Genomic DNA, 25,862 nt, shown 5'->3' with positions numbered 1-25,862 from the left:
CTATAAAAAAATGAACGAATAAAGGAGGAGAAGATGTTTACGTATTCCCTAAACTTAAAATTAAAAACAGATCGGAACTTTTTTGGTCCTGGCGTTGTCGAAGTTTTACAAAAAATTCAGCAAACTGGGTCACTAAACTTAGCAGCAAAAGAGATGAAAATATCTTATAATAAGGCATGGCGGATTGTGCGGGTAGCTGAAGAAGAGCTATCTTTTCCATTAATTATCAAAAGTGTTGGTGGTTGTAATGGTGGCGGGTCAATTGTTACGGACCAAGGAAAAGAATTGATTGATCAATATCTTTTATTTGAGAAAAAAGTGTATCAACAGGTAGAGGCATGCTTTGAAGAAATCTTTAAAGAACAGGATGTAGTATCGGAGGAACTGAAATGAGAGAAGTATTTCAGCGTTTGAAACAGGCAATATTGGAAAAGCAAGACACGATGTTATTAACGATTGGTACAAGTTCAGGATCTACACCACGAAGTCAAGGGGCTAGAATGCTGGTTTCCGCCGAAGGTAGAATAGCCGGAACTGTTGGTGGTGGGGCGGTTGAATTTCAGGCTGAACAAGTGGCAAAAAAGCTACTTATTGAGAAAGAAAATGCACAACGTCAATTTATTTTAGCACCGAATAATATTGCTGATTTAGGCATGGTCTGTGGCGGGAATGTCACGATTTTTTTCCATTATCTTTCATGGGAAACGCCATTTTTAAAAGAGTTGTGTGAGTCCATAGAAACGCATTTTCAAAATAATCAACAAGGTTGGTTAATGACTGAACTAGATCAAAACAATTTAGGAAAAGTATCCTTTTATAGTGAAACAGGCAAATTGATTGGTTCCACTTCTTGGGAGGGGGAATTAAGTTTGCTACCTAAAGGTATCCATTGTGAGCAAAAAAAGGACATAATTTTTTTAACAGAAGCGATCCTCCAAGTAGGGAAAGTGTACATTTTTGGAAGTGGTCATGTCGCACGCGCGTTGGTACCTATTTTAAACTATTTATCGTTTTATTGCGTTGTAGTGGACGATCGTCCAGAATTTTTGACGGCACAAGCTTTTCCACAAGCTAAGAAACTACGGGTTATTCCTTTAGAAAATTTAGCTGCGTTTATTGAAATAACGGCGGACGATTATGGTATAGTAATTACCAGAGGACACAATTTTGATTTCATCGTTGCCAAACAGTTATTGGAAACACCAGCCAAATATATTGGTGTGATGGGGAGCAAACACAAAATTGCTTCACAAGTTCGACGGTTAAAAGAGGTCGGTTATACAATGACTGAAATTGAAAGAATTTTCATGCCAATTGGCTTAGACATTGCAGCCGAAACACCAGAAGAGTTAGCGATTAGCATCGCGGGAGAATTAATTCAACAGCGCTATCAATAATGAGGACCTTTAAGTTAAATAAAAAACTTTTTTTGCTAAAAAATAATTTTTAGAACGGAGATTTGTGGTATAATCTAGGTGATTGAACACTAAACTATATCAGAAATCGAGGTGCAAGAAATGTATTCAATTATTGTAAATGGTCAAAGTGAAACCTGTGAAACAAACAAAAAATTAATGGACTTTTTGCGGGAGGATCTGGGCCTAACTGGAACAAAGGATGGCTGTAACCAAGGCTCTTGCGGCGCATGTACGGTGCTAGTAAATGGAAAGGCTTCCAAAGCGTGTTTGTTTACTCTGGAAAAATTAGCTGGCAAAGAAGTCACGACAATCGAAGGTTTAAGCCAACGGCAAAAAGATGTCTATGCTTATGCGTTTGCAAAAACGGGTGCAGTTCAGTGCGGGTATTGCATCCCTGGGATGGTTATTTCGGCACAAGGATTATTGAACAAGAAACCCGAACCCACAAAAGAAGACATTCAGAAAGCTTTACGAGGAAACATTTGTCGTTGTACAGGATATGTGAAAATAATAGAAGCCATTCAGTTAGCTGCTAAAATGTTTTGTGAAGAAACGAGCATTCCAGAAGAACATTCAAATGGTAAATTAGGGGAAGACTTCCAACGGGTTGATGCAGTGGAGAAAACCTTAGGCACAGGGATTTATGTAGATGACGTTAACATAGAAGGAATGCTTCATGCATCTGCTTTGCGGAGTGCCTATCTTCGCGCAAAAGTTCTATCAATCGATAGTACCCAAGCATTGGCGCATCCTGACTGTGTGGCTGTGTTCACAGCTAAAGACGTTCCAGGAAATAATAAAATTGGTCATTTAGAATTTATTTCCGATTGGGATGTAATGATTCCAGAAGGAGAAATAACACGGTATGTTGGGGATGCAGTGGCACTCGTTGTTTCAAAAAGAAAAGAAACCTTACCAGAGATAAAAAATTTAGTGGAAGTTGATTACGAAGAAATGATACCGCTTACTTCTTGTGAAGCTGCTTTAGCAGAAGGTGCACCAGCTATTCATGAAAAGGGCAATATCTTGTCTCATGAACACTTGGTACGTGGCAATGCAGAGGAAGTATTAGCAAATTCTGCGTTTGTAGTGACAGAACATTATTCCGTACCAATTAACGAACATGCCTTTATGGAACCCGAGTGTGCGATTGCACAGCCTGAAGGTGAGGGTATTTTACTCTTTAGTGCGGGTCAAAGTATCTATGATGAACAACGGGAAGTGGCTCGAATGTTAGGACTGGACAAGGAAAAAATTCATGTTCAATCAAAACTTGTTGGTGGTGGTTTTGGTGGAAAAGAAGACATGAGTGTTCAGCATCATGCATCCTTAGCCGCTTGGTTATTGAAGAAACCAGTAAAAGTACTGCTAAGCCGTGAAGAAAGTTTGATGGTTCATCCCAAACGCCATGGCATGGAAATGGACTTTACGACCGGCTGTGATGAAGAAGGCAATTTAACTGCAATGAAAGCAGTGATTTATGCGGATACTGGGGCCTATGCTTCTTTAGGAGGACCGGTATTGCAACGGGCTTGTACACATGCGGCAGGTCCCTACAAGTATCAAACGATTGATGTGGAAGGGTTTGCTGTATATACTAATAATCCGCCAGCAGGTGCATTTCGCGGATTTGGTGTTTGCCAAACGGCTTTTGCAATTGAAAGTAATTTAAACTTGTTAGCAGAAAAAGTCGGACTATCACCATGGGAAATACGCTTTAAAAATGCCGTCGCCCCAGGAGATACTTTACCGAATGGACAATTGGTCTCGAAAAATGCGGCGTTAAAAGAAGCCTTGTTAGCGGTTAAAGACGTCTATGAACAAGCGGAAGTTGCTGGAATTTCTAGTTTCTTTAAAAATAGTGGCGTGGGTGTGGGGCTACCTGATACAGGGCGTTGTATTATTTCTGTTGAAGAAGGAAAAATACATGTCCGCACAAGTGCTGCTTGTATCGGTCAAGGGATGGCAACCGTTACGACGCAAATTGCCTGTGAAACATTAAATTTACTACCAGAAATGATTGTTGCGGAAGCCCCTGATACGAGAAGAACACCGAATTCAGGAACGACAACGGCTTCGAGGCAGTCACTCTTCACAGGAGAAGCAACTAGAAGAGCGGCAATGCAATTACGGTATGAACTTGATATGGGACGTGCTTTAAGTGATTTGGAAGGTGAAGAATTTTATGGGGAATATTCAGCGAAAACGGATCCATTAATTAATGATAAAAAAAGTCCAGTTAGTCATGCTGGTTATGGTTATGCTGCTGAAGTAGCTATTCTAGATGACAAAGGAAAAGTAGCTAAATTTGTGGCTGCGTATGATATGGGACAAGTGGTGAATCCACGAGCTGCTGAAGGTCAAATTGAAGGTGGGATTGCAATGGGCATGGGGTATGCTTTAACTGAAAAATTTGCCTTAGAAGAAGGCTATGTTAAAGCAAAATATGCAACGCTAGGATTAGTGAACGCCACTCAAGTACCACCAATCGAAACAATTTTGGTTCATGCTGACAATCTTCACGAAGGTTTAGCCTATGGAATTAAAGGCGTAGGTGAGTTGGCAACGATCCCTACCGCACCAGCTTTAGCAGGCGCATATTTTGCCTTGGATGGTCAGCTCCGACCAAGTCTGCCTTTAGAAAATACCCCTTATCAAAAGAAAAAAAGATAAAAGGAGACAACTTATGTCACTCGTTAGTGTCATTATTCTAGCATCGGGCAATTCACAACGGATGGGCCAAAATAAATTGTTCTTAAAATATCAAGGAAAAACATTTTTAGAGCACACGTTAACCTTAGTGAATCAATTAGACGTATTAGAACGGATTTTAGTTGTTTCGCCTGAGAATCAGCCAGCGTTTCCTTTACCTAAGAACATTCAGTTGATTCTCAATCATCAATGGCAAGAAGGGCAAAGTAGCAGTATTCGTTTAGGAACCGAACAAGCTCGGGGAGCTGGCTATTTATACTTACCTAGTGATCAACCATTGTTAACACCTAAAATGCTACAACCCGTGTTAGATAAATGTCAGAGAAATAAAATTGTAGTGCCATTACAAAAAGATGGCTGTCCTAGTAGTCCAGTATTATTCGGTAATCAATTTCGACAAGAACTATTAACATTGACTGGTGAAAAAGGCGGACGCATGATTTATGAACGCTTTCCAGAAGCAGTTCAGATGTTGAGAATAGCGACTCCTGGCCGTTTAAAAGATATCGACACGCCAGAAGAGTACCAAAAATTAATTCAAGAAACCAATAGGTTAGAGAGGAAAAACGTATGAAGGACTTGGTTTATTTAAATTATGCAGCGACTTCCTATAAAAAATTTCCAGCAACCATTGAGGCTTTGACTGCCTATTTAGCAGAAAATCAGTTCATGAATTACGGAAGAAATGCCCCTTTGCTTAGAGAGGGGCTTCCTCTTTTAGAGACACGTCAATTGTTAGCAGACTTTTTTCAGGCACCCAGTGCGGCTCAGATTACGTTTACGAATAACGCAACAACTTCCTTAAATCTTGCATTAGCGGGGATTTTACAACCTGGCGACCATGTGATTACGACCATGCTAGAACATCATGCAGTAGCTAGACCGCTTCACTTACTTGAGAAAGAACGAGGTATTTCAGTGACGTATGTTGCTTGTCAAAAAACTGGCCTATTAGATATAGAAGATATTCAGCGAGCCTGGCGAACGAATACAAAAGCCTTGGTGATGACACACGCATCCAATGTCTTAGGCACCATTTTACCCATTGAAGAATGTTTTCAATGGGCCCACCAGAAAGGATTATTAACTGTTTTGGATGCGGCTCAAACGGCGGGATTTTTACCAATAAAAATGACCCAGATGGCCATTGATGTGTTAGCCTTTACTGGACATAAAAGCTTATATGGATTAGCAGGTATTGGTGGGTTAGCTTTTAGTGAGCGAGGGGCTGAAGCGGTCAAACCACTGATAACGGGCGGCACTGGTAGCCATTCTAATTCCTTTGATCAACCCTCTTTTTTACCAGATAAATTTGAAGCTGGTACGTTAAACAGTTTAGGTATTTTAAGCTTAAATAGTTCTATTACAGAGTTGAATAAAATTGGTTTAGCAGCGATTCAAAAGCACGAACGAACCTTAATGCAGAATTTTTTTAATGGTTTATCAGGGTTACCTGTCACAATTTTAGGAACCAAGGACGTGGCACAAACTGTCCCTGTTGTTTCTATCACACTGTGGAATCAGGAAGAAACAGTGGTGGCACAGCAACTAGCAGAACAATATGGCATTATGACGCGCGCAGGTTTGCATTGTGCACCATTAGCCCATGAAACAGCTGGGACTTTAGCAACTGGCACCTTACGTTTTAGCTTTGGCTGGCAGACAACGCCTGAAGAAATTACTTGGACAATTCACGCTTTACAAGAACTACTAATTTGAGAAGGAGTGGACAGCATGGATTTTTTATCACAATGTACATCAGGTGGCTGCGGGGCAAAAATTGAATCCCGTGTACTGAACCAATTGTTGCAACACTTACCCGAAACACCGGCAAATGAGCGGCTACTCGTCGGATTTGAACATGCCGACGACGCCGCGGTTTACCAAATAACGCCTGAAAAAGCTTTGATTTCAACGGTTGATTTTTTTTCACCAATGGTCAATGATCCGTTATCATTTGGAAAAATTGCGGTCGCTAATGCTTTAAGTGATGTCTATGCCATGGGCGGAACAGTCCTTTATGCGCTAAATCTTGTTTGTTTTCCACAAAAGATGTCAAAAGAATGGTTGGAACAAATGCTCTTAGGTGGCAGTTTAAAATTAAAGGAAGCGGGTGCTTTACTGGCGGGAGGCCATTCGATTTATGACCATGAACCCAAGTATGGTCTAGCGGTAACTGGAGAAGTTCATCCAGAAAATTTGTGGCATAATAATACGCCACAGGTGGGGGATGTCTTGATTTTAACTAAAGCATTAGGTGTAGGAATTATTCAAGCGGCTGTTTGGGGGCAATTGGCGAAGCAGACGGAACAAAAAATCGCACAAGATTCGATGGAACGTTTAAATAAATATGCCGCTGCAAATGCTCGATCCTACGCAGTACATGCTTGTACTGATGTGACTGGGTTTGGTCTATTAATTCATGCAAAAGAAATGGCTGATAATCAGGTAACATTACTGATTGATACAGAAGCATTACCAACCATTACAGGAGCGTTGGCCTACGCCGCAGAATGTTTAGTCACTGCAGCTGGGCAAAGAAACCGCCAAACAATCGGAACGACAATCGATTATTCAAAAATTTCTATGGAAATGCAAGAACTTTTGTTTGATCCACAAACATCTGGCGGACTGTTAATTAGTGTCGCTGCTGACGAAGCGGCAGCCTGTTTAGCAGCTATTCAAAAAGAGGACCCTGTTGCCAAAATTATTGGCGAGGTTCTGCCAAAAGAACAACAAGCAGTAGTACTTTTATAGAGAGAAGGGCCAAATATGAAATTAGTAGATGCATTGGGGAAACCTTGCCCAATACCTGTGATTGAAACAAAAAAAGCTTTGGCGGAGTTAGGTTTAGCTGGAGGCACTATCGAGGTTTTAGTCGATAACGAAGTAGCTGTTGAAAATTTGAAAAAATTAGCTGCTAAAAAACAGGCCACTTTGACTGCGAAGCAGATAGAAGCCACGGTTTTCTCTGTCAAAATTACGGTACCTGAAGAAGCGACGCAACAAACAAGTCAGTCAGCAACAGATTTAGTAATTACGATTGGCTCCGATCAATTAGGTACTGGAGACGAGCAGCTAGGACGACTATTAATGAAAAGTTATCTTCAATCCTTATCAGAAGCAGAAACTGTTCCTACACAGCTATTATTCTTTAATCGAGGGGCGTTTTTAACGAATCAAGCAGCGAACACCTTAGCTGATTTGCAACAATTAGCGGAGAAGGGAACCACGATTCAAACGTGTGGGGCCTGTTTAGATTTTTATCATTTAACAGACACCTTAGCCATCGGCTCTATTACTAATATGTACGAAATTGTTGAAACAATGAATCAAGCGGCTAAAGTAATTACGCTTTAACAAAAAAAGAAGGTGAAAAGATGGAGTATTTGCTAACCTTTCCGAATACACATTATGCTGTTCAGGCAGAACAAGTACTGTTGACAAGAAAGGTGGCTGTTCGCGTCTTTACTTTGCCACCATCATTGACGGATGGCTGTGGGATCGGTTTACTCATTAATGAAGCGGAAATAACTCACAGTGTATGTTTTTTAGAAGAAGCAAAAGTACGCGTAGCCTCTATTTTTTCTGTGAAAAATGACCTTGGGGAAAGGAGGTACCAACTGTGGAGTCCTTAAAAAAGTGTTTTGATTTACAAGGAAAGGAGATTGTGTCAATTGTTGGTAGTGGTGGGAAAACAAGCTTAATGTGGGCGCTAGCAAAAACATATCGAAAGGAAGCTGTTCTGGTTAGTACAACTACAAAAATTGGGTTTCCCCAACGTCAATTGTATGATTATTTTTATACAAACCATTTTGAAAAAATAACGCCGAATATCTGCGGAATCACTTTAGCAGGAACCGCTATCAACAATCAAACAAAACTAACGATGCCTGCAATGACCTCGCTTCAAATATTGTTTCAGCACTTCACGAAAGTTTTTTTAGAAGCGGATGGATCCAAACAACGACCTTTGAAAGGCTGGTCCTCTTATGAACCCGTGATATTAAAAGAAACAACCACCACAATTGGTGTGCTTCCGATTTCTGTGATTGGTCAAAAGATAGATGAAACGACCATTCATCGGTTGCCGCTTTTTTTGGAATTAACCGATGCGCAACAACAAGAACCAATCACAGAAACATTGTTAGCTCAACTCATTGCTCATCCAAAAGGATTGTTTAAAGAGAGCCAAGGCAAACGAATTTTGTGTTTAAATCAAACCCATACGCGAAGAGAGTTCGTTCAAGCGATGAATGTCTGTCTTCAGTTACCCAAAAGCTGTTTTGAAAAATTAGACAAAATTATTGCTTGCAATATGGAATTAGAGAAAGGACTTATTTTATGGGAGAAATCAGTCAAAACATCCAAGAAAAATTAGTGATTGTTCGCGGAGGGGGCGATCTAGCGACAGGCGTTATCCAAAAATTATGGCACGTTGGCTTTAAAATACTAGTATTAGAAACAGAATGTCCTCTGGCCATTCGGCGGACTGTTTCAGTTTGTGATGCTATTTTCCAGAAAGAACAAAGAGTGGAAGATTTGGTTGCTGTTCGAATTACTTCATTAAAGGATTGTACGAAATGTTGGCAGCAAAATAAGCTGCCTGTTTTTGTCGATCAAACAGCAAGTGCTATTCAACAATTGAAACCACTGATTGTTATCGATGCGATTTTGGCTAAGAAAAATTTAGGTACGCATCGAGGAATGGCACCGATTACGATTGCTTTAGGACCAGGCTTTTCAGCACCGCAAGATGTCGATGTTGTGATTGAGACAATGCGTGGACATAGGTTGGGACGTTTATACTTTGAAGGAACAGCTTTACCTAATACAGGTATTCCAGGTGAAATTGGCGGAAAAAGTGCGGAACGAGTTGTCCATGCCCCAGCTTCAGGACAAGTTACCCACCTTAAAAACATAGGGGATTTTGTGTTGAAAGGGGAAGCATTATTTTTTATCGATCAGGTTCCAGTTTATTCGCCTCTGACAGGGACTTTGAGAGGATTGATTTCAGAAAAGGTAACCTGTTATCAAGGGTTGAAGTGTGCAGATGTAGATCCTCGACCAGTTGAGAAAGTCGATTGCTTGACGATCTCCGACAAAGCTCGTGCATTAGGGGGAGCGGTTTTAGAAGCAATTTTTATGATTGGAAGAAGGAAAAACGTTTTATAAAAAAGAACCTAAATAATATTTTTTTTACCTTAAAAATATTGTTAAAAAGGTTTGGAGTGTGGTATAGTAAAGACGTAGTAAAAAATACTCTATCTCGAAAGGAGAAGAGTACATACTTAGTTAGATTAGTTTGTGAATAAAATCATTTGTTAAAAAAATTTTTTAGTAGTTAATGTAAGGGGTTACAATTGCATTTGAATGCATTGAAATATTTAGGACAACAGAAAGGAAATGAATGAAGATGGCACTAGTAAAAATTGTTTATGCAAGTATGACTGGAAACACAGAAGAAATTTCCGAGATTTTGGAAGAACAGTTTCAAGAAGCTGGAGTTGAAGTAGAACGTGAAGAGTGTTCAGAAGTTGATGTAGACTTCTTTGATGATGCAGATGCTTGTATTATCGCAACGTATACTTATGGTGATGGGGAACTGCCTTTTGAATTTGAAGATTTCTTTGATGAATTAACTGAAAAGGATTTAGCAGGTAAGCCATTTGGCGTTGTTGGTTCCGGTGATCGTGAATATGGTGAATTTTTCTGTAAATCAGCGCATGATTTTGTAGGAGCTTTTGAAAAAGCTGGTGCTAAAAAAGTAGCTGAAACAGTTGAAATTGAAAACAATGCAGAAGAAGAAGACATCGAAATGCTAAAAACATTTGTTAAAAGTGTCGCCACAACTTTATCTGATAGCGTTGCCTAAGGATTTAAGAAAGTAGGAGTCAGAATGAAAAGGAATGATGAAGGTAGGTATTTCAATGTTTAATATTCTTCAGTCGACTCAATTATCTAGTAATACATTTGATTTTTGGCTGGAAGCGCCAAGAATAGCGACACATGCCCAGGCTGGACAGTTTGTTATTTTAAGAATTGACGAAAAGGGAGAGCGGATCCCTTTAACGATTGCGGAGACAAATCCACAAGCAGGCAGTATTCGAATTATTTTCCAAGTAATCGGTAAGACAACAGCTGCACTTTCCCAGCTTAAAACTTCAGACTCTTTGTTAGATATCACTGGACCTTTAGGTATGCCCACAGAAGTGAAGCAATATGGAACGGTGATGGTTGTCGGTGGCGGGGTTGGCATCGCGGCTATTTATCCAATTATCAAGGCTTTAAAAGAAGCAGGCAACCGAGTGATTACGATTTTGGGGGCACGAACAGCTGAGTTAGTTCTGTTACAAGAAGAATGCCGTCGTTATTCGGATGAACTAATCATTACAACGGATGATGGTTCATTAGGTAAAAAGGGCTTAGTAACAGAAGCGATGGAAGAAGTTATTGCACGTGAATCTGTAGCGTGCAGTTGGGCGATTGGGCCCAGCATCATGATGAAATTTTGTACCTTGACAGCTGAAAAACATCAATTACCAATTTATGTTTCCTTGAATCCTATTATGATTGACGGAACAGGTATGTGTGGCGGTTGTCGGGTCACTGTTGATGGCACCATGAAATTTGCCTGTGTTGATGGACCTGAGTTTAAAGGCAATGAAGTAAATTGGGATGAATTCATTAATCGAATGAAGCAATATCAGGAAGAAGAAGCAGTTTGCTTTACAGATCGTTTGAAAGAGCAGGTGAAGAAAAATGGCTAGAAAAAGTCGTATAAAAACACCGATTGCGGAACAAGCACCTACTATCAGAAAGAGTAATTTTGAAGAGGTTTGCTTAGGCTATACATTAGCAGAAGGGCAAGAAGAAGCGGTTCGCTGTTTACAATGTAAAAATGCACCTTGTATTGCTAAATGCCCCGTGATGATTGATATTCCTGGATTTATTTTAGCTATTCGTGAAGGAAACATGGAACAAGCAGCCGATATTTTAAGTAAATATACGAATTTACCTGCTATTTGTGGACGCGTTTGTCCGCAAGAGAAACAATGTGAACAAGTTTGTAAATTAGGGAAAGCCAAAAACTTTGAATCAGTGGCAATTGGCAAATTAGAACGTTTAGTTGCGGATTGGGCATTAGAAAATCACATATTTCCTAAGAAAACAGCGGAACCAACAAAAGGGAAAGTCGCAGTGGTCGGTTCTGGTCCTTCTGGGTTAACAGTTGCGGGGGATTTGGCAAAGCTCGGCTACGAAGTAATTATTTTTGAAGCGCTTCATGAAGCTGGCGGCGTATTAACCTATGGCATACCTGAATTTCGATTACCGAAAAAAATTGTTAAACAGGAAATTGCGAGTATTGAAGCCTTAGGTGTAACAATAGAAACCAATGTGGTAGTAGGTAAAACGATTACGATGGAAGAAATAATGTCAGAGTTTGATGCCTGTTATCTATCGGTTGGTGCAGGGGCACCAAACTTTATGGGAATCCCAGGAACTAGTTTAAATGGGGTTTATTCTTCTAGTGAATTTTTAACACGAATCAATTTAATGCATAGCTATGAGTTTCCAGAATATGATACACCGATTAAACGTGCTAAAAATGTCGTTGTGATTGGCGGCGGGAATGTTGCAATGGATGCCGCTCGTTCAGCCAAACGATTAGGCGCTGAAAATGTGAATATTGTGTATCGTCGTTCGTTAGAAGAATTACCAGCAAGAATTGAAGAATACCACCATTCCCTTGAAGAAGGAATTAACTATTATTGGTTGACAAATCCGATTGCTTATTTAGATGACCAACAAGGAAATCTAGCCGGTGTTGAATGTGTCAAAATGGTTTTAGGTGAACCAGATGCGTCTGGAAGACGACGGCCAGAACCGGTTCCAGACAGCACGTTTACTATTCCCGCTGATGCAGTAATCGAGGCAATTGGTCAAGGAGCAAATCGAGTCTTGTTATCAACATATCCAGAAATAGAACTAAACCAATGGGGGTACATTCAGGCCGATCCTAAAACAGGAGCAACCTCAATACCTGGCGTTTTTGCTGGGGGCGATATAGTCACAGGTGCTGCCACCGTTATTTTAGCGATGGGCGCTGGGAAAATCGCAGCTAATGCAATTGATCAGTATGTCAAAACACAAAAAACAACAGTCACAAGCAATGTTTAGGAAAGATAAAAGGTGAAAAAATGAAAAAAACAATGGATGGAAACACCGCAGCGGCTTATATTTCATATGCGTTTACAGAAGTTGCCGCTATTTATCCTATCACACCAAGTTCAACAATGGCTGAGTTGGTAGATGAATGGGCGGAAAGTGGATTAAAAAATATTTATGGTCAAAAAGTTCAAGTTATTGAAATGCAATCAGAAGCTGGGGCAGCGGGAGTAGTTCATGGTTCGTTAAAAACAGGTGCGTTAACCACTACTTATACTGCTTCACAAGGTTTACTGTTGATGATTCCCAATATGTATAAAATCGCAGGAGAATTGCTACCTTCTGTGTTCCACGTGGCGGCTCGGGCAGTAACGACAAGTGCGTTGAGTATTTTTGGTGACCATGGCGATGTGATGGCTACCCGCCAAACAGGTTTTTGTATGTTAGCAGAATCGAGTGTCCAAGAAGTAATGGATTTGTCGGCAGTTGCTCATTTAGCTAGCTTAGAAGGTAGTTTACCTTTTGTAAACTTTTTTGATGGTTTTAGAACGAGCCATGAACTACAAAAAATCGAAGTGATTGATTATGATGACCTGAAAGAAATGGTGAATCAGGAAGCTGTAACTCGTTTTAGAATGGGAGGCATGAATCCTAATCATCCCACTGTTTCAGGGACCGCTCAAAATCCTGACATTCATTTTCAACAAAGAGAAACAGTCAATAAAAATTACGAAGAAATGCCAAAAATTGTTCAAAAATACATGAAAAAAATTAACAATCTTCGTGGAACAACGTATGATTTAACCGATTATTACGGGGTTGAAGATGCAACAGAAGTCATTATTTCAATGGGGTCGGCTTCGCCAGTAATCAAACAAACAGTCGACTATCTCAATCAACAAGGACGCAAAGTTGGTTTTATCAATATTCATTTATATCGTCCATTTCCTACCGAAAACCTTCTTGAAAAATTACCAGCTACAGTAGAAAAGGTTGCGGTTTTAGATCGAACAAAAGAATCAGGAGCCGAAGGGGAACCGTTATTGCTAGATGTTCAAAGCGCTCTCTATCAACATGAAAATCGTCCAATTGTGATTGGTGGACGTTATGGGTTAGGTTCTAAAGACGTAGCGCCTAATCAAATTAAAGCGATCTATGACCATTTGTTATTGCCATTTAAAGAATTAAAACAACGCTTTACGGTAGGGATCGTTGATGATGTAACCTATCAATCATTGCCAGAAGAACCTACTTTAGATTTAACGCCAGATACTACCTTCCAAGCAAAATTTTGGGGCTTTGGTTCTGACGGAACTGTGGGAGCAAACAAGCAAGCGATTAAAATTATCGGAGATCATACCGACCTTTATGCACAAGCTTACTTTAGTTATGATTCTAAAAAATCAGGCGGTTTAACCGTTTCGCATCTGCGTTTTGGTAAAGAGCCAATTACTTCCACGTATTTAATTGAACAAGCAGATTTCATCGCTTGTCATAATGCTTCCTATTTGCATAAATACGACCTGTTAAAAGGTTTAAAAGATGGCGGAACGTTTTTACTGAATACTATTTGGGATCAAGAAAAGGTTCATCGTTTATTACCGGCTAAGTTAAAAAAATATATTGGGGAGCACCAAATCAAATTTTATATTATCAATGCGGTTGAGTTAGCTCGCAAAGTAGGCTTAGGCCGTCGGATCAATACAGTGATGTCTACTGCCTTTTTTGAAGTAACAGATATTTTAACGAAAGAGCAATATTTACCGTTACTTAAAGAAGAAGTGAAAAAGACTTATGGAAAAAAATCAATGGAAATTGTTGAAAAAAATTACCAAGCGATTGATGCTACCTTTGAATCGCTGCAAGAAATCGTAGTTCCAGAAGATTGGGTAACCATTGTTTTAGAACCAGAAAATCAAGAGTCGGAAGCTCCAGCTTTTGTGACAAATATTTTAGAACCAATCAATCGTCAAGAAGGGGATCAGCTGACCGTTTCAGATTTGATTGAAAACGGAATGAAGGGCGGTGCCATTCCTATGGGCACTGCGGCTTATGAAAAACGTGGCATTGCGTTAGAAGTGCCTGAGTGGCAAATGAATAAGTGTACGATGTGTAATGAATGTGCCTTTGTTTGTCCACATGCGGCTATTCGACCGTTTTTAGCGGATGAAGAAGAACTGAAAGAAGCACCTGCAGGTTTTGCCATGCGCGAAATGCGTGGCACAGATGGATTGATGTATCGTATCCAAGTTTCTTTAGAAGATTGTACAGGTTGTGGTCTTTGTGTTCAGGCTTGCCCTGTGAAAGACAAGGCGATTTTAATGAAACCTTATGAAACTCAGAAAGAGCAAGCGATGAATTGGGCCTTTGCGATGACTCTTAAACAAAAAGCCAACCCAGTCAAAAAACTTTCTGTTAAAGGTTCCCAATTTAACCAGCCATTGATGGAATTTTCAGGTGCTTGTGAAGGTTGTGGCGAAACACCTTATATTAAGTTGTTGACGCAATTATTTGGTGATCGAATGATGATTGCTAACGCAACAGGCTGTTCATCAATTTGGGGTGGTTCGTCACCAGTGACACCTTATACAACGAACGAATGTGGCCAAGGACCAGCTTGGAGTAATTCGCTGTTTGAAGATAATGCGGAATATGGTTATGGTATGTATATTGCCAATCGAACGAAACGTCAACATTTAGCTAATCTGGTTGAAGAAAGTCTTGCTAAAAATGTCGGATCAGATTCACTACAAGCCTTGTTAAAAGATTGGTTAGAACACATGGCTGAAGGGGAAGGAACACAACAGCGAGCCACCAAACTAGCGGCAGCATTAAGTGAAGAAGCCGATGAAGATCCACTTTTAACAAAAATTTACGAACAAAAAGATTTACTAGTGAAAACGAGTCAATGGATTGTCGGCGGCGATGGTTGGGCCTATGATATCGGGTTTAGCGGCATTGATCATGTTCTTGCCAGTGGGGAAGATGTTAATATTTTTGTTATGGATAACGAAGTGTATGCCAATACAGGCGGACAAACATCTAAAGCTACACCAGCTTCAGCCATTGCCAAATTCTCAGCGGGTGGGAAACATACCTCTAAAAAAGATTTAGGGATGATGGCAATCACTTATGGGAATGTCTATGTTGCACAAGTAGCTTTAGGCGCAAACTCAATGCAAACGATTAAAGCAATTGACGAAGCGGAGCGGTACCCAGGCCCATCAATTATCATCGGCTATACCCCATGTATTAATCACGGGGTCAAAGGCGGAATGGTTCGGACGTTAGATCAAGCCAAAGAAGCCGTTGAATCTGGCTATTGGCCACTTTATCGCTATAATCCAGAGTTAGTTAAGAAAGGCAAAGATCCGATGGTCATTGACTACAAGAAAACAGATTTTGACAAAATGCGTGATTTTCTTGAAAAACAAACACGTTACTCTGCGTTGCATACAATTAAAGAGAATCAAGAAGTAGTCGAACATTTACTTGATAAAACTAAAGAAGATGCAATTGAACGCTCTGAAAGTTATAACAAACTAGCCACACATATGAAAAAATAAAAAACAAAGCCTCTTACTTGAGAGGCTTTGTTTTTTTATCCAATAATAATTTTTTCTGAAGGGTATTCGTAGCCTAAGTCACGTGTTTCTTTTGGTACAAAAATCATTAAGGTATAAAGCATACCAATACGTCCAATAAACATTAATAAGGCAATCATTAATTTACCTACTGTTGTTAAATCGTCTGTAATGCCCAAAGAAAGACCGGTTGTTCCAAAGGCAGAAGCGACTTCCACAATGATTGAAATCAAGGGCAGATTTTCAGTGGCTGACAAAAAGACGACAGCGAAAAAGCACATAATCAAAGATAACATGAAGACGACAATCGATTTTTTGACATCATCGTCATCTATTTTACGGCTAAAGACGCTAATATCATCTTCACTTTTTAAAAAAGCTAACAAATACAAGCCAATAATCGCAACAGTCGTTGTTCGGACACCACCACCAACAGAGCTAGGACTACAACCAATAAACATTAACACAGAAAAAATAATCAATGTTGTGATTTGGAAGTCCCCTAAATCATTAATTTGGAGGCCAGCGTTTCGTGTAGTCATCGAATAAAACATCGAACTTACCCAACGACCACTTTCATTCATTGTCAAAAATAGGTGATCTTTTTCTAATAAGTAAATCAAAATAGTCCCACCAATGAACAGAACAATAAACGCTAGCAAAGCAATTTTACTAAACAATGAAAAGCGGAAAGGCAAGCCTCGTTTCTTCTTGCGAAAGTTCTTTTTATTAAAATGTAACCACTCATGAATTTCCAGTAAAACGGGAAATCCAATTCCGCCGATAAAAATTAAGAACATAATTGCCAGTAAAAAGAGATAATCATGAGCAAAAGGAATAATTGAATCACCTGAAATATCAAAGCCTGAATTAGTCACTGCAGAAATAGCTTGATAAAATCCATAGAATATCGCATCTCGCCAGTTCGTATAATAACCACTTATATAAAAATAAAGTGAAAAGAGCGAGCCGAAGATTACTTGGAACCAAATTAAAATCAAAAAAGTGGTGCGGATCAGTCGAACAATTCCGCTCAGTCGCGGCTGATTCATGTCAGTCATAATTAACTGACGTTGCTTTAAGGTGATTCGCCGTTTTGATAAAATAAAAAAGACCGTTGAAATCATCATAATCCCTAAGCCACCAACTTGGAAAAGAACCTCCAATAAGACAATCCCACGATCATTAAAAACCGAATTAATATCGACTGTGGTGAGTCCAGTAACACTGACTGTACTGATTGCTAAGAAAAATAAATCAATAAAAGGAACATGCGAGTCAGGTTCTCTGAAAATAGGGAGGCAAAACAATAAATAAGAAATAACCGTCATTAATATGTAATAAGCGACGATGATTTGAATAGATGAAAAATTTTTGCGAATAAATCGATCGCTTTTTCGCTGTGCCAGCCACAGCAAACGTGTATGGTTCACTAGATAACCTCCCAATTCTAATTAAACTAAGTATACCAAAACTTTTCGCCTCAAACGAATAATTCTGCCAGAAAATCCTTGAAATGACAAATAAAAATAAGAAATTCGTTAGAAATAATTGGAAAACATCCACAAACAAGCGAGAACATGATATTTTATGAAAGAATAGAAAAATAGGTTGTTCCCCAAACAACTTATTGCTAATTGGTCAGTTTGTCTAACGATACAACTTTAAAAAGTAGTGGTAGCTTTTTTATTTCGGTTGATATGTGAATGTGTTCACTTTATGTAACAAACTGTTATTTTTATTCAAATGAAAAATAAGAAATTGTGTTGGTAGAAATCAATAGTTTATAAGGTGGGAAAACAATGAAAAAAGTGTTAATGGGAGTTCTTTCCCTAGGGTTATTATTAGGTGCAGCAACAGGTTGTACAAGCGATCAAGAAAAAGCTGCTGGTAAAACAAAAGCATCTTCTGAAAAAACAGAAGCAACATCTGGTGCCTCTGCTAATGGTTATACAGATCCAAGTGAACTAAAAGACAGTTATGATGTTGTTATTGTTGGTTCAGGTGGTGCGGGGATGACCGCTGCATTACAAGCCAAAGAAGCTGGCATGAATCCAGTTATTTTAGAAAAAATGCCTGTTGCAGGTGGGAATACAATTAAATCGTCTTCAGGAATGAATGCTTCACAAACAAAATTCCAAGAAAAAGAAGGCATTAAAGATAGCAACGATAAATTCTTTGAAGAAACACTAAAAGGCGGTAAAGGAACCAACGATCAAGAATTACTACGTTATTTTGTTGATCATTCAGCTGAAGCAATTGATTGGTTAGATACAAAAGGAATTACATTGAGCAATTTAACAATTACAGGTGGAATGAGCGAAAAACGCACACACCGTCCTGCTGACGGATCAGCAATTGGGGGCTATCTAGTTGACGGTTTAGTACGTAACGTTCGCGAAGAAAAAATTCCATTGTTTGTTGATGCTGACGTGACAGACTTAGTTGAAGAAAACGGTCAAATCGATGGCGTAAAAGTGAAAATGAAAGATGATAAAGAAAAAACAGTTAAAGCAAAAGCAGTCGTTGTCACAACAGGTGGTTTCGGTGCCAACGAAAAATTAATTACACAATACAAACCAGAATTGAAAAACTATGTTACAACGAACCAAGAAGGCACAACAGGTGACGGTATCCAAATGATTCAAAAAGTTGGCGGTGCGTTAGTGGATATGAAAGAAATTCAAATTCACCCAACTGTTCAACAAAGCGATGCTTTCTTAATTGGTGAAGCAGTTCGTGGAGAAGGCGCAATCTTGGCTTCTCAAAAAGGAGAACGTTTTGTTAATGAGTTAGATACACGCGACAAAGTTTCCGCAGCAATCAATGCCTTACCAGAAAAATCAGCTTATTTAGTCTTTGACCAAGGCGTACGCGACCGTGCAAAAGCCATTGATTTCTATGATCAAAAAGGCTTCGTGGAAAAAGGTGAAACGATTGAAGAATTAGCTGAAAAAATTGGCATGCCTGCCGATACATTGAAAGCAACGATTGATACTTGGAACCAAGATGTTAATGCCAAAGATGACAAACAATTTGGCCGGACAACTGGCATGGAAGCTGACTTAAGCACAGCGCCTTACTACGCAATTAAAATTGCACCAGGGATTCACCACACAATGGGTGGCGTGAAAATCAACACGAAAACAGAAGTTTTACGTGAAGATGGCACACCAATTAAAGGTCTATATGCTGCTGGTGAATTAACAGGTGGCTTACATGGTCAAAACCGTATCGGAGGCAATGCCATCGCCGATATTATCATTTATGGTCGTCAAGCAGGTACGCAATCAGCAGAATTTGCCTCTGCTCAAAAATAACTAGCATTAAAAAGTCTGAAATTGTAGTCAAATAACTACAATTTCGGGCTTTTTTATTGCATACTAGCAGGATCATTAGTTGGAGTATAAACAGCCCTGCTAAAATGACTTTGGCGTAGATTCTGTTTTTTTCAGAAAAATGCACGACCATTTTAGCTAAAAATACTGCTTTTTTGCTGAAAATATAGTAAAATACGTAAGGAACTAACGGAAAGGTGTAGTGAACATGGCTCAATTATTTTTCAAGTATGGCGCAATGAATAGTGGTAAAACCATTGAAATCTTAAAAGTAGCACACAATTACGAAGAACAAGACAAACCAGTTGTTTTGATGACCAGTGGACTAGATACACGTGATGGTGTTGGGAAAGTATCCAGTCGCATCGGATTACGCAGAGATGCTATTCCAATTTTTGAAGAAACCAATGTTTTTGACTTGATTAATGATTTGTCTTACAAACCTTTTTGCGTATTAGTCGATGAATGTCAATTTTTAAACAAGCATCATGTCATTGAATTTGCACGAATTGTTGACGAATTAGATATTCCAGTAATGGCATTTGGGCTAAAGAATGATTTTAGAAATGAATTATTTGAAGGCTCAAAGTATTTACTTTTATATGCAGACAAATTAGAAGAATTAAAAACGATTTGCTGGTTCTGTCATAAAAAAGCAACTATGAACTTGCACTATATTGATGGCAAACCCGTTTATGAAGGGGATCAGGTCCAAATTGGTGGGAATGAAGCCTACTATCCTGTTTGTCGCAAACATTATTTTCATCCAAAAACAGTGAATGAAGAACAGTAAGGAGAGACACTATGTACGATCAATTACAATCTATTGAAGATCGCTATGAGGAATTGGGCGAATTATTAAGTGACCCAGCAGTCATTAGCGATACAAAACGTTTCATGGAATTATCGAAGGAAGAAGCTAATACACGTGAGACGGTTGAGGTTTATCGCCGATATAAACAAGTTGTTGAAGGGATTAGCGATGCCGAAGAACTTTTAAGTGAAAACTTAGATGCGGAAATGGCCGAAATGGCGAAAGAAGAACTTTCTGATTTGAAAAAAGAAAAAGAAGTGTTAGAAGACCGCATTAAAATTTTATTATTACCAAAAGACCCAAATGATGATAAAAATATCATCATGGAAATCCGTGGTGCAGCCGGTGGCGATGAAGCCGCACTTTTTGCTGGCGACTTATTTAATATGTACCAAAAATATGCAGAAGCACAAGGGTGGAAAGCGGAAGTTTTAGAAGCGAACGTCACTGGAATCGGTGGATATAAAGAAGTAATTATGATGATTTCAGGAGATAACGTCTTTTCAAAATTAAAATATGAAAGTGGCGCTCACCGCGTGCAACGAGTTCCTTCAACAGAATCACAAGGACGGATTCATACATCGACAGCAACCGTTGTAGTTATGCCGGAAGCGGAAGAAGTCGAAATCGAATTAGCTGATAAAGATATCCGTGTCGATATTTATCATGCAAGTGGCGCTGGTGGACAGCACGTCAATAAAACCGCTTCGGCTGTTCGTTTAACCCATTTACCAACAGGAATCGTGGTCGCAATGCAAGATGAACGTTCACAGCTAAAAAACCGTGAAAAAGCAATGAAAGTTTTGCGTGCTCGTGTGTATGACCAAATTCAACAAGAAGCACAAAGTGAATATGATGCTAACCGTAAATCGGCGGTGGGGACCGGAGATCGTTCAGAACGAATCAGAACGTATAACTTCCCACAAAATCGAGTAACGGATCATCGTATCGGTTTAACCATCCAAAAACTAGACCAGATTCTTGCTGGCAAATTAGATGAAATCATTGATGCATTAGTCTTATATGATCAAACATCGAAATTAGAAGAGATGCAAAATGGCTAAACGTTACTTTGAAGTCCTTAACTGGGCTTCTTCTTTTTTAGAGGCGCAAGGCAAAGAAGGCTACGCTATTCACTATGTTTTTTTAGAACGTAAAGGTTGGGATAAAACGCAGTGGCTCCTGCATATGCAAGAAGAAATGCCCCAAGAAGAAGAGGAACAATTAAAAACGGATTTAGCCCAATTATTGACAGATTACCCAGCACAATATTTACTAGGACAAGCTGAATTTTATGGACATTCCTTTATTGTTAATGAACATACTTTGATTCCTAGACCAGAAACAGAAGAATTAGTCGAGCGTTGCTTAAAAGCCAATCCAGATACTCCTTTGACGGTCGTGGATGTCGGAACAGGGACAGGTGCCATTGCGATTAGCTTGAAACTGGCACGGCCCAACTGGCGAGTTATTGCCATTGATCTTTCAGAGGAAGCGTTGACTGTCGCTAAACAAAACGCGCAAGCATTAGGTGCTGGCATCGAATTTTATCATGGGAATGGCTTACAGCCAGTTGCTTCTGAAAAAATTGATCTGCTTATTTCTAATCCGCCCTATATTAGTGAACAAGAATGGCATTTAATGGATGCAAGTGTCCGAACGTATGAACCTAAAACCGCTTTATTCGCTGAAAATAACGGTTTGGCTTTATACCAACAATTAATTCATGAAAGTCAAACGATGCTTAAAGCAGACGGTAAAATTTATTTTGAAATAGGGTTTCAACAAGGCGCGACCCTCCAAGAATTATTGAACGCCGCCTATCCACAAAAAACAATTAAAATTGAAAAAGATTTATCTGGCAACGATCGCCTCGCGATAGCCGAGTAACTAAGGTTCTTCGTCGCCACTTTTCTAGAAGGAGCGATTTGCAATGGAAACAAAAAAATTAACCAAACAAGAAATAGCCCAAGCAGCAGCAGCCATTCAAGCAGGCGAGCTAGTGGCTTTTCCAACAGAAACTGTTTATGGCTTAGGTGCCGATGCCTTAAATGAAACGGCAGTAAAAAAAGTTTACCAAGTAAAAGGCCGCCCCAGTGATAATCCATTGATCGTTCATGTGAACAACGTTGAAATGGTCAAAAAATACGTAGCGACCTTACCAGAAGTCGCTACAAAATTGGTGTCTGCCTTTTGGCCGGGACCATTAACTTTAATTTTTAATGTGCCTAGCGATACATTTTCTAAAACAGTAACAGGTGGTTTAGAGACAGTCGCTTTTCGTATGCCAGATAACCAAGCGACCTTAGCTTTGATTGAACAAGCCAATGTTCCGTTGGTCGGACCAAGTGCGAACACTTCTGGCAAGCCTAGTCCAACATCTGCAGAGCATGTTTATCATGATTTGCAGGGGGAAATTGCTGCCATATTAGATGATGGCCCAACGCAGATTGGGGTGGAATCAACGGTCTTAGATTTAACGGCGGAAGATGGTGTGCCAGTTATTTTACGACCAGGAGCAATTACCAAAGAGCAGTTGGAAAGCATTATTCCTCAAGTGAAAATCGATACACATTTAATTAGCGAAAATGCAGCACCCAAAGCGCCAGGGATGAAATACAAACACTATTCTCCTGATGCGGAAGTTTGGATTATAAGCGGTCAAACAGCAGAATGGCAAGCGGCGATTCAGCAAGCAACAGAACAACAGGAAAAAATCGGCTTATTTTTAAGTGATGAACAGGCAGCACAACTAGATACAGAAAATGCGTTTGTTTATTCTTATGGTGCAGAAACGGTTGAAAATGCCACAAAAGAACTATTTGCAGGGTTAAGAGCGTTAGATGAGCAAGGAGCTACCACGATTTTTGCGCAAGGATTTGCAGAAACTGGTTTAGGCACTGCTTACATGAATCGCTTGAAAAAATCAGCCAATCAAAAATTTTTTGAAAAATAAGAGGTATTTGTAACGAAGCTGACACAGAAGTATGATACAATCAGACAAAAGAAAACAAAATGGAGTGTTGTTTGAATGGATTACAAAACGTATGACCCAGATTTATGGAATGCAATTGCAAGAGAAGAAGAGCGCCAAGAAAATAACTTGGAACTAATCGCATCTGAGAATGTTGTGTCAAAAGCAGTTATGGCTGCCCAAGGAAGTATTTTAACGAATAAATACGCAGAAGGTTACCCTGGCAAACGGTACTATGGTGGTTGTGAATTTATCGATATCGTAGAAAATTTAGCTATTGATCGTGCCAAAGAATTATTTGGTGCAAAATTCGCGAATGTACAAGCCCATTCAGGTTCTCAAGCCAATACAGCGGCATACCTTTCATTGGTTGAACCAGGTGATACCATTTTGGGGATGGATTTATCAGCTGGTGGTCACTTAACACATGGTTCGCCCGTTAACTTTAGTGGAAAAACCTATAATTTTGTCAGTTATGGAGTGGATCCTTCAACAGAAGTAATCGATTACGATGTCGTGCGAATTTTAGCAAGAGAACATCGTCCAAAACTAATCGTTGCAGGCGCAAGTGCGTATTCACGAACGATTGACTTCAAACGTTTCCGTGAAATCGCTGATGAAGTAGATGCCAAGTTAATGGTTGATATGGCGCATATTGCAGGCTTGGTAGCTTCAGGGTTGCACCCAAATCCAGTTCCGTATGCTGATATCGTAACAAGTACGACCCATAAAACATTGCGTGGTCCTCGTGGCGGTTTAATTTTGACAAATAGCGAAGAATTGGCGAAAAAAGTAAATAGTAGTATTTTCCCAGGCATTCAAGGTGGCCCATTGGAACATGTGATTGCCGGAAAAGCCGCAGCTTTTAAAGAAGCTTTGGATCCAAGTTTTGCTGAATATAGTCAGCAAGTGATTGCAAATGCACAAGCGATGACGAAAGTTTTCAATCAAGCGCCAGAAGCTCGTTTAATTAGTGGGGCAACAGACAACCACTTATTACTGATTGAAGTGACAGGTTTTGGTTTAAATGGAAAAGAAGCAGAAGCTATTTTAGATAGTGTAAATATTACTGTTAATAAAAATTCAATTCCGTTTGAACAACTAAGTCCATTTAAAACAAGTGGTATCCGTATTGGAACGCCTGCGATTACTTCACGTGGTTTTAAAGAAGAAGATGCGGTAGAAGTTGCTAAATTAATCGTTCAAGTTTTAAAAGATCCAGAAAATACAGCAGTTCATGATGAAGTCAAAGCAGCTGTAGCAGCGCTAACTAAAAAATATCCATTATATAACTAACATCAGGGATAGCTGAAGCGCGATTCTCTGTACAAATAAGAGTCGGAGCTTAGGATTTAAGGAATTCAACTTGTGTCCTAGGCTCTTTTGTTTTACAATAAGAAAGAATAAAATAATGAAGGAGAATAGATATGGGAAAATTTCAAGTAATTGATCATCCGCTAATTCAACACAAACTAACAATGATTCGCGAAAAGAACTGTGGGACAAAGGTTTTCCGCGAAGTTGTCAACGAAATTGCTATGTTAATGGCTTATGAAGTATCACGGGATATGCCTTTAGAGGATGTTGTCATCGAAACACCGATGGGTAAATCAACACAAAAAACACTTTCAGGGAAAAAAGTAGCAATTATTCCTATTTTACGTGCCGGCATTGGCATGGTTGATGGGATTTTAGAATTAATTCCAGCAGCGAAAGTTGGACACGTTGGACTTTACCGTGATGAAGAAACATTGCAACCACATGAATACTTCGTGAAATTACCTGAAGACATTGCAAGTCGTCAATTATTTGTTGTTGACCCAATGCTAGCAACAGGTGGTTCCGCAATTATGGCCATCGATTCATTAAAAGAACGTGGTGCTAGCAACATTAAATTTGTATGTCTAGTGGCCGTTCCAGAAGGTGTGAAAGCTTTACAAGAAGCGCACCCAGATGTAGATATTTATACAGCAGCTTTAGATGAGCGCTTAAACGAAGACGGCTATATCGTTCCTGGTTTAGGGGATGCTGGTGACCGTTTATTCGGAACAAAATAATAACAAAAAACCGTTAGGTAACCGATTATGGTTACTAACGGTTTTCTTTTGCTTAAAGAACTTTTCTAGGTGTATAATAAAAAATAAAAAAACAAAGGAGGAGCTATGAAAAAGAATAAAAAAGTCTTACACGCTATCGCTGTGATTGCTAGTGTGATGTCAGTTTTGATGTATGTTTCGTATATTCCGCAAATTTATGGAAATTTACATGGGGAAAAAGGCAATCCGACGCAACCATTAGTGGCAATGATTAATTGTATTTTTTGGACGATTCATGGGTTATATGGAGACGATGGAGAAACACGAGATAAGTCCATTATTTTTGCTAATGTTCCTGGAATTATTTTTGGTTTTTTTGCGTTCATTACAGCATTATAGTTTCCGACGAATTGGAAAGTATTCCAATTCTGTACATAAAAAAGAGCGGGGGAAATTTCCCACGCTTGAAGAATTAAATCTTTTTCAATTGTTTGTAATTAATAACAATCACACCATTGCTGTGCACCATTAAGTGATTGTTTTTTTGCGTTTCGTCAATTTCGACGACAGCGGCATTTTTTAATTGTTTCGTAACAACGCCTGTTTGTGGCTGTCCGTGAACAAGAAAAGTAACATGGGTGTCAACGGCGAAATCCTTACCAGCATCCGATGGAACAACAGGAGTAACCATACCATTAAAATTTGACATACAAAAAACCATCCTTTCTTGATATCTCTATTATACCACATTTTCAGAAAAAAGTTTGTAAAGTCGCTATTTGGCTTATTTTAAAGAGATTTTGCATAAATAAATAAC

The 25,862-nt window shown here is 39.3% G+C and carries 24 protein-coding genes; 22 read left to right on the top strand and 2 right to left on the bottom strand.

Features of this window, described 5'->3' with window-relative positions; translation table 11 throughout:
* Positions 1-33 precede the first annotated feature (33 nt).
* The 14 genes from IGJ90_RS10440 (at position 34) to nifJ (ending at position 15,865) form a co-directional block, all read left to right on the top strand.
* A complete protein-coding gene (locus IGJ90_RS10440; RefSeq protein ID WP_002367130.1) occupies positions 34-393 on the top strand; it encodes a winged helix-turn-helix domain-containing protein in 360 nt (119 codons plus the stop codon).
* Positions 390-1,397 carry an XdhC family protein gene (locus IGJ90_RS10435; protein WP_438768079.1) on the top strand — a complete coding sequence of 336 codons (1,008 nt, stop codon included), beginning with the start codon at positions 390-392 and terminating at the stop codon, positions 1,395-1,397. The genes IGJ90_RS10440 and IGJ90_RS10435 overlap by 4 nt, the downstream gene beginning before the upstream one ends.
* Before the next feature lie 120 nt (positions 1,398-1,517).
* Positions 1,518-4,091, top strand: coding sequence for a selenium-dependent xanthine dehydrogenase (xdh, locus tag IGJ90_RS10430; RefSeq protein ID WP_438768077.1), 2,574 nt, complete (start codon positions 1,518-1,520; stop codon positions 4,089-4,091).
* Positions 4,092-4,104: 13 nt separating this feature from the next.
* Positions 4,105-4,704: a molybdenum cofactor cytidylyltransferase gene (gene mocA / locus IGJ90_RS10425; RefSeq protein WP_002367125.1), complete on the top strand. Its 600-nt coding sequence runs from the start codon at positions 4,105-4,107 to the stop codon at positions 4,702-4,704.
* The gene (gene sclA, locus IGJ90_RS10420) at positions 4,701-5,849 is read left to right on the top strand and encodes a selenocysteine lyase SclA (RefSeq protein WP_002367124.1); all 1,149 of its coding nucleotides are present in this window, start codon (positions 4,701-4,703) and stop codon (positions 5,847-5,849) included. Before mocA ends, sclA begins: the two co-directional genes overlap by 4 nt.
* Positions 5,850-5,864: 15 nt before the next feature.
* Complete coding sequence (gene selD, locus IGJ90_RS10415; protein ID WP_002367123.1) at positions 5,865-6,887, top strand: selenide, water dikinase SelD; 1,023 nt, start codon at positions 5,865-5,867, stop codon at positions 6,885-6,887.
* Positions 6,888-6,902: 15 nt separating this feature from the next.
* On the top strand, positions 6,903-7,490 hold the full coding sequence (gene yedF / locus IGJ90_RS10410) for a sulfurtransferase-like selenium metabolism protein YedF (RefSeq protein WP_002367122.1): 588 nt from the start codon (positions 6,903-6,905) through the stop codon (positions 7,488-7,490).
* 20 nt (positions 7,491-7,510) lie between these two features.
* Complete coding sequence (locus IGJ90_RS10405) at positions 7,511-7,768, top strand: DUF3343 domain-containing protein (protein ID WP_002367121.1); 258 nt, start codon at positions 7,511-7,513, stop codon at positions 7,766-7,768.
* Entirely contained in the window at positions 7,756-8,511 is a 756-nt protein-coding gene (gene yqeC / locus IGJ90_RS10400; RefSeq protein ID WP_002367120.1) for a selenium cofactor biosynthesis protein YqeC, read from the top strand. The genes IGJ90_RS10405 and yqeC overlap by 13 nt, the downstream gene beginning before the upstream one ends.
* Entirely contained in the window at positions 8,475-9,305 is an 831-nt protein-coding gene (gene yqeB / locus IGJ90_RS10395; RefSeq protein WP_002367119.1) for a selenium-dependent molybdenum cofactor biosynthesis protein YqeB, read from the top strand. The genes yqeC and yqeB overlap by 37 nt, the downstream gene beginning before the upstream one ends.
* A gap of 235 nt (positions 9,306-9,540) precedes the next feature.
* Entirely contained in the window at positions 9,541-10,005 is a 465-nt protein-coding gene (locus IGJ90_RS10390) for a flavodoxin (protein ID WP_002382673.1), read from the top strand.
* Positions 10,006-10,042: 37 nt separating this feature from the next.
* A complete protein-coding gene (locus IGJ90_RS10385) occupies positions 10,043-10,900 on the top strand; it encodes a sulfide/dihydroorotate dehydrogenase-like FAD/NAD-binding protein (protein WP_025186668.1) in 858 nt (285 codons plus the stop codon).
* On the top strand, positions 10,893-12,311 hold the full coding sequence (gene gltA, locus IGJ90_RS10380; RefSeq protein WP_002367117.1) for an NADPH-dependent glutamate synthase: 1,419 nt from the start codon (positions 10,893-10,895) through the stop codon (positions 12,309-12,311). The genes IGJ90_RS10385 and gltA overlap by 8 nt, the downstream gene beginning before the upstream one ends.
* A 20-nt stretch (positions 12,312-12,331) precedes the next feature.
* Positions 12,332-15,865, top strand: coding sequence for a pyruvate:ferredoxin (flavodoxin) oxidoreductase (nifJ, locus tag IGJ90_RS10375; RefSeq protein ID WP_174090937.1), 3,534 nt, complete (start codon positions 12,332-12,334; stop codon positions 15,863-15,865).
* A 35-nt stretch (positions 15,866-15,900) separates the two neighbouring features.
* Here the strand turns inward: nifJ and IGJ90_RS10370 are convergent, their stop codons facing one another.
* The gene (locus IGJ90_RS10370) at positions 15,901-17,316 is read right to left on the bottom strand and encodes a TrkH family potassium uptake protein (RefSeq protein WP_033626681.1); all 1,416 of its coding nucleotides are present in this window, start codon (positions 17,314-17,316) and stop codon (positions 15,901-15,903) included.
* Positions 17,317-17,685: 369 nt separating this feature from the next.
* Here IGJ90_RS10370 and IGJ90_RS10365 point away from each other — a divergent pair, with 369 nt between their 5' ends.
* The 8 genes from IGJ90_RS10365 to IGJ90_RS10330 all read left to right on the top strand — a co-directional run bounded on the left by IGJ90_RS10365 (position 17,686) and on the right by IGJ90_RS10330 (position 25,444).
* Entirely contained in the window at positions 17,686-19,203 is a 1,518-nt protein-coding gene (locus tag IGJ90_RS10365) for a flavocytochrome c (RefSeq protein WP_002356617.1), read from the top strand.
* A 226-nt stretch (positions 19,204-19,429) separates the two neighbouring features.
* Positions 19,430-20,014, top strand: coding sequence for a thymidine kinase (locus IGJ90_RS10360; protein ID WP_002356618.1), 585 nt, complete (start codon positions 19,430-19,432; stop codon positions 20,012-20,014).
* 11 nt (positions 20,015-20,025) lie between these two features.
* On the top strand, positions 20,026-21,099 hold the full coding sequence (gene prfA, locus IGJ90_RS10355; protein ID WP_002356619.1) for a peptide chain release factor 1: 1,074 nt from the start codon (positions 20,026-20,028) through the stop codon (positions 21,097-21,099).
* Positions 21,092-21,925, top strand: coding sequence for a peptide chain release factor N(5)-glutamine methyltransferase (gene prmC, locus IGJ90_RS10350; protein ID WP_002367113.1), 834 nt, complete (start codon positions 21,092-21,094; stop codon positions 21,923-21,925). The genes prfA and prmC overlap by 8 nt, the downstream gene beginning before the upstream one ends.
* 43 nt (positions 21,926-21,968) lie before the next feature.
* The gene (locus tag IGJ90_RS10345; protein ID WP_002367112.1) at positions 21,969-22,991 is read left to right on the top strand and encodes an L-threonylcarbamoyladenylate synthase; all 1,023 of its coding nucleotides are present in this window, start codon (positions 21,969-21,971) and stop codon (positions 22,989-22,991) included.
* A gap of 75 nt (positions 22,992-23,066) precedes the next feature.
* Positions 23,067-24,305 (top strand): serine hydroxymethyltransferase, encoded by a 1,239-nt coding sequence (glyA, locus tag IGJ90_RS10340; protein WP_002356623.1) that lies wholly within the window; start codon positions 23,067-23,069, stop codon positions 24,303-24,305.
* Positions 24,306-24,436: 131 nt separating this feature from the next.
* The gene (upp, locus tag IGJ90_RS10335; protein ID WP_002356624.1) at positions 24,437-25,066 is read left to right on the top strand and encodes a uracil phosphoribosyltransferase; all 630 of its coding nucleotides are present in this window, start codon (positions 24,437-24,439) and stop codon (positions 25,064-25,066) included.
* 105 nt (positions 25,067-25,171) lie between these two features.
* Positions 25,172-25,444 (top strand): membrane protein, encoded by a 273-nt coding sequence (locus tag IGJ90_RS10330; RefSeq protein ID WP_002356625.1) that lies wholly within the window; start codon positions 25,172-25,174, stop codon positions 25,442-25,444.
* A gap of 73 nt (positions 25,445-25,517) precedes the next feature.
* Here the strand turns inward: IGJ90_RS10330 and IGJ90_RS10325 are convergent, their stop codons facing one another.
* A complete protein-coding gene (locus IGJ90_RS10325; protein WP_002381528.1) occupies positions 25,518-25,754 on the bottom strand; it encodes a hypothetical protein in 237 nt (78 codons plus the stop codon).
* Positions 25,755-25,862: the final 108 nt, after the last annotated feature.

It is taken from the genome of Enterococcus sp. AZ129 (assembly GCF_051714505.1).
GTDB lineage: Bacteria > Bacillota > Bacilli > Lactobacillales > Enterococcaceae > Enterococcus > Enterococcus faecalis.
The sequence above is the reverse complement of the archived record's forward strand: the minus strand, read 5'-3'. Positions and strand labels throughout refer to the sequence as shown.

What these genes read in the sequence shown, in the direction of transcription:
- IGJ90_RS10440 (WP_002367130.1), top strand. Translation starts at nt 34, where the DNA reads ATGTTTACGTATTCCCTAAACTTAAAATTAAAAACAGATCGGAACTTT.
- IGJ90_RS10435 (WP_438768079.1), top strand. Translation starts at nt 390, where the DNA reads ATGAGAGAAGTATTTCAGCGTTTGAAACAGGCAATATTGGAAAAGCAA.
- xdh (WP_438768077.1), top strand. Translation starts at nt 1,518, where the DNA reads ATGTATTCAATTATTGTAAATGGTCAAAGTGAAACCTGTGAAACAAAC.
- mocA (WP_002367125.1), top strand. Translation starts at nt 4,105, where the DNA reads ATGTCACTCGTTAGTGTCATTATTCTAGCATCGGGCAATTCACAACGG.
- sclA (WP_002367124.1), top strand. Translation starts at nt 4,701, where the DNA reads ATGAAGGACTTGGTTTATTTAAATTATGCAGCGACTTCCTATAAAAAA.
- selD (WP_002367123.1), top strand. Translation starts at nt 5,865, where the DNA reads ATGGATTTTTTATCACAATGTACATCAGGTGGCTGCGGGGCAAAAATT.
- yedF (WP_002367122.1), top strand. Translation starts at nt 6,903, where the DNA reads ATGAAATTAGTAGATGCATTGGGGAAACCTTGCCCAATACCTGTGATT.
- IGJ90_RS10405 (WP_002367121.1), top strand. Translation starts at nt 7,511, where the DNA reads ATGGAGTATTTGCTAACCTTTCCGAATACACATTATGCTGTTCAGGCA.
- yqeB (WP_002367119.1), top strand. Translation starts at nt 8,475, where the DNA reads ATGGGAGAAATCAGTCAAAACATCCAAGAAAAATTAGTGATTGTTCGC.
- IGJ90_RS10390 (WP_002382673.1), top strand. Translation starts at nt 9,541, where the DNA reads ATGAAGATGGCACTAGTAAAAATTGTTTATGCAAGTATGACTGGAAAC.
- IGJ90_RS10385 (WP_025186668.1), top strand. Translation starts at nt 10,043, where the DNA reads ATGAAGGTAGGTATTTCAATGTTTAATATTCTTCAGTCGACTCAATTA.
- gltA (WP_002367117.1), top strand. Translation starts at nt 10,893, where the DNA reads ATGGCTAGAAAAAGTCGTATAAAAACACCGATTGCGGAACAAGCACCT.
- nifJ (WP_174090937.1), top strand. Translation starts at nt 12,332, where the DNA reads ATGAAAAAAACAATGGATGGAAACACCGCAGCGGCTTATATTTCATAT.
- IGJ90_RS10365 (WP_002356617.1), top strand. Translation starts at nt 17,686, where the DNA reads ATGAAAAAAGTGTTAATGGGAGTTCTTTCCCTAGGGTTATTATTAGGT.
- IGJ90_RS10360 (WP_002356618.1), top strand. Translation starts at nt 19,430, where the DNA reads ATGGCTCAATTATTTTTCAAGTATGGCGCAATGAATAGTGGTAAAACC.
- prfA (WP_002356619.1), top strand. Translation starts at nt 20,026, where the DNA reads ATGTACGATCAATTACAATCTATTGAAGATCGCTATGAGGAATTGGGC.
- prmC (WP_002367113.1), top strand. Translation starts at nt 21,092, where the DNA reads ATGGCTAAACGTTACTTTGAAGTCCTTAACTGGGCTTCTTCTTTTTTA.
- IGJ90_RS10345 (WP_002367112.1), top strand. Translation starts at nt 21,969, where the DNA reads ATGGAAACAAAAAAATTAACCAAACAAGAAATAGCCCAAGCAGCAGCA.
- glyA (WP_002356623.1), top strand. Translation starts at nt 23,067, where the DNA reads ATGGATTACAAAACGTATGACCCAGATTTATGGAATGCAATTGCAAGA.
- upp (WP_002356624.1), top strand. Translation starts at nt 24,437, where the DNA reads ATGGGAAAATTTCAAGTAATTGATCATCCGCTAATTCAACACAAACTA.
- IGJ90_RS10330 (WP_002356625.1), top strand. Translation starts at nt 25,172, where the DNA reads ATGAAAAAGAATAAAAAAGTCTTACACGCTATCGCTGTGATTGCTAGT.
- IGJ90_RS10325 (WP_002381528.1), bottom strand. Translation starts at nt 25,754, where the DNA reads ATGTCAAATTTTAATGGTATGGTTACTCCTGTTGTTCCATCGGATGCT.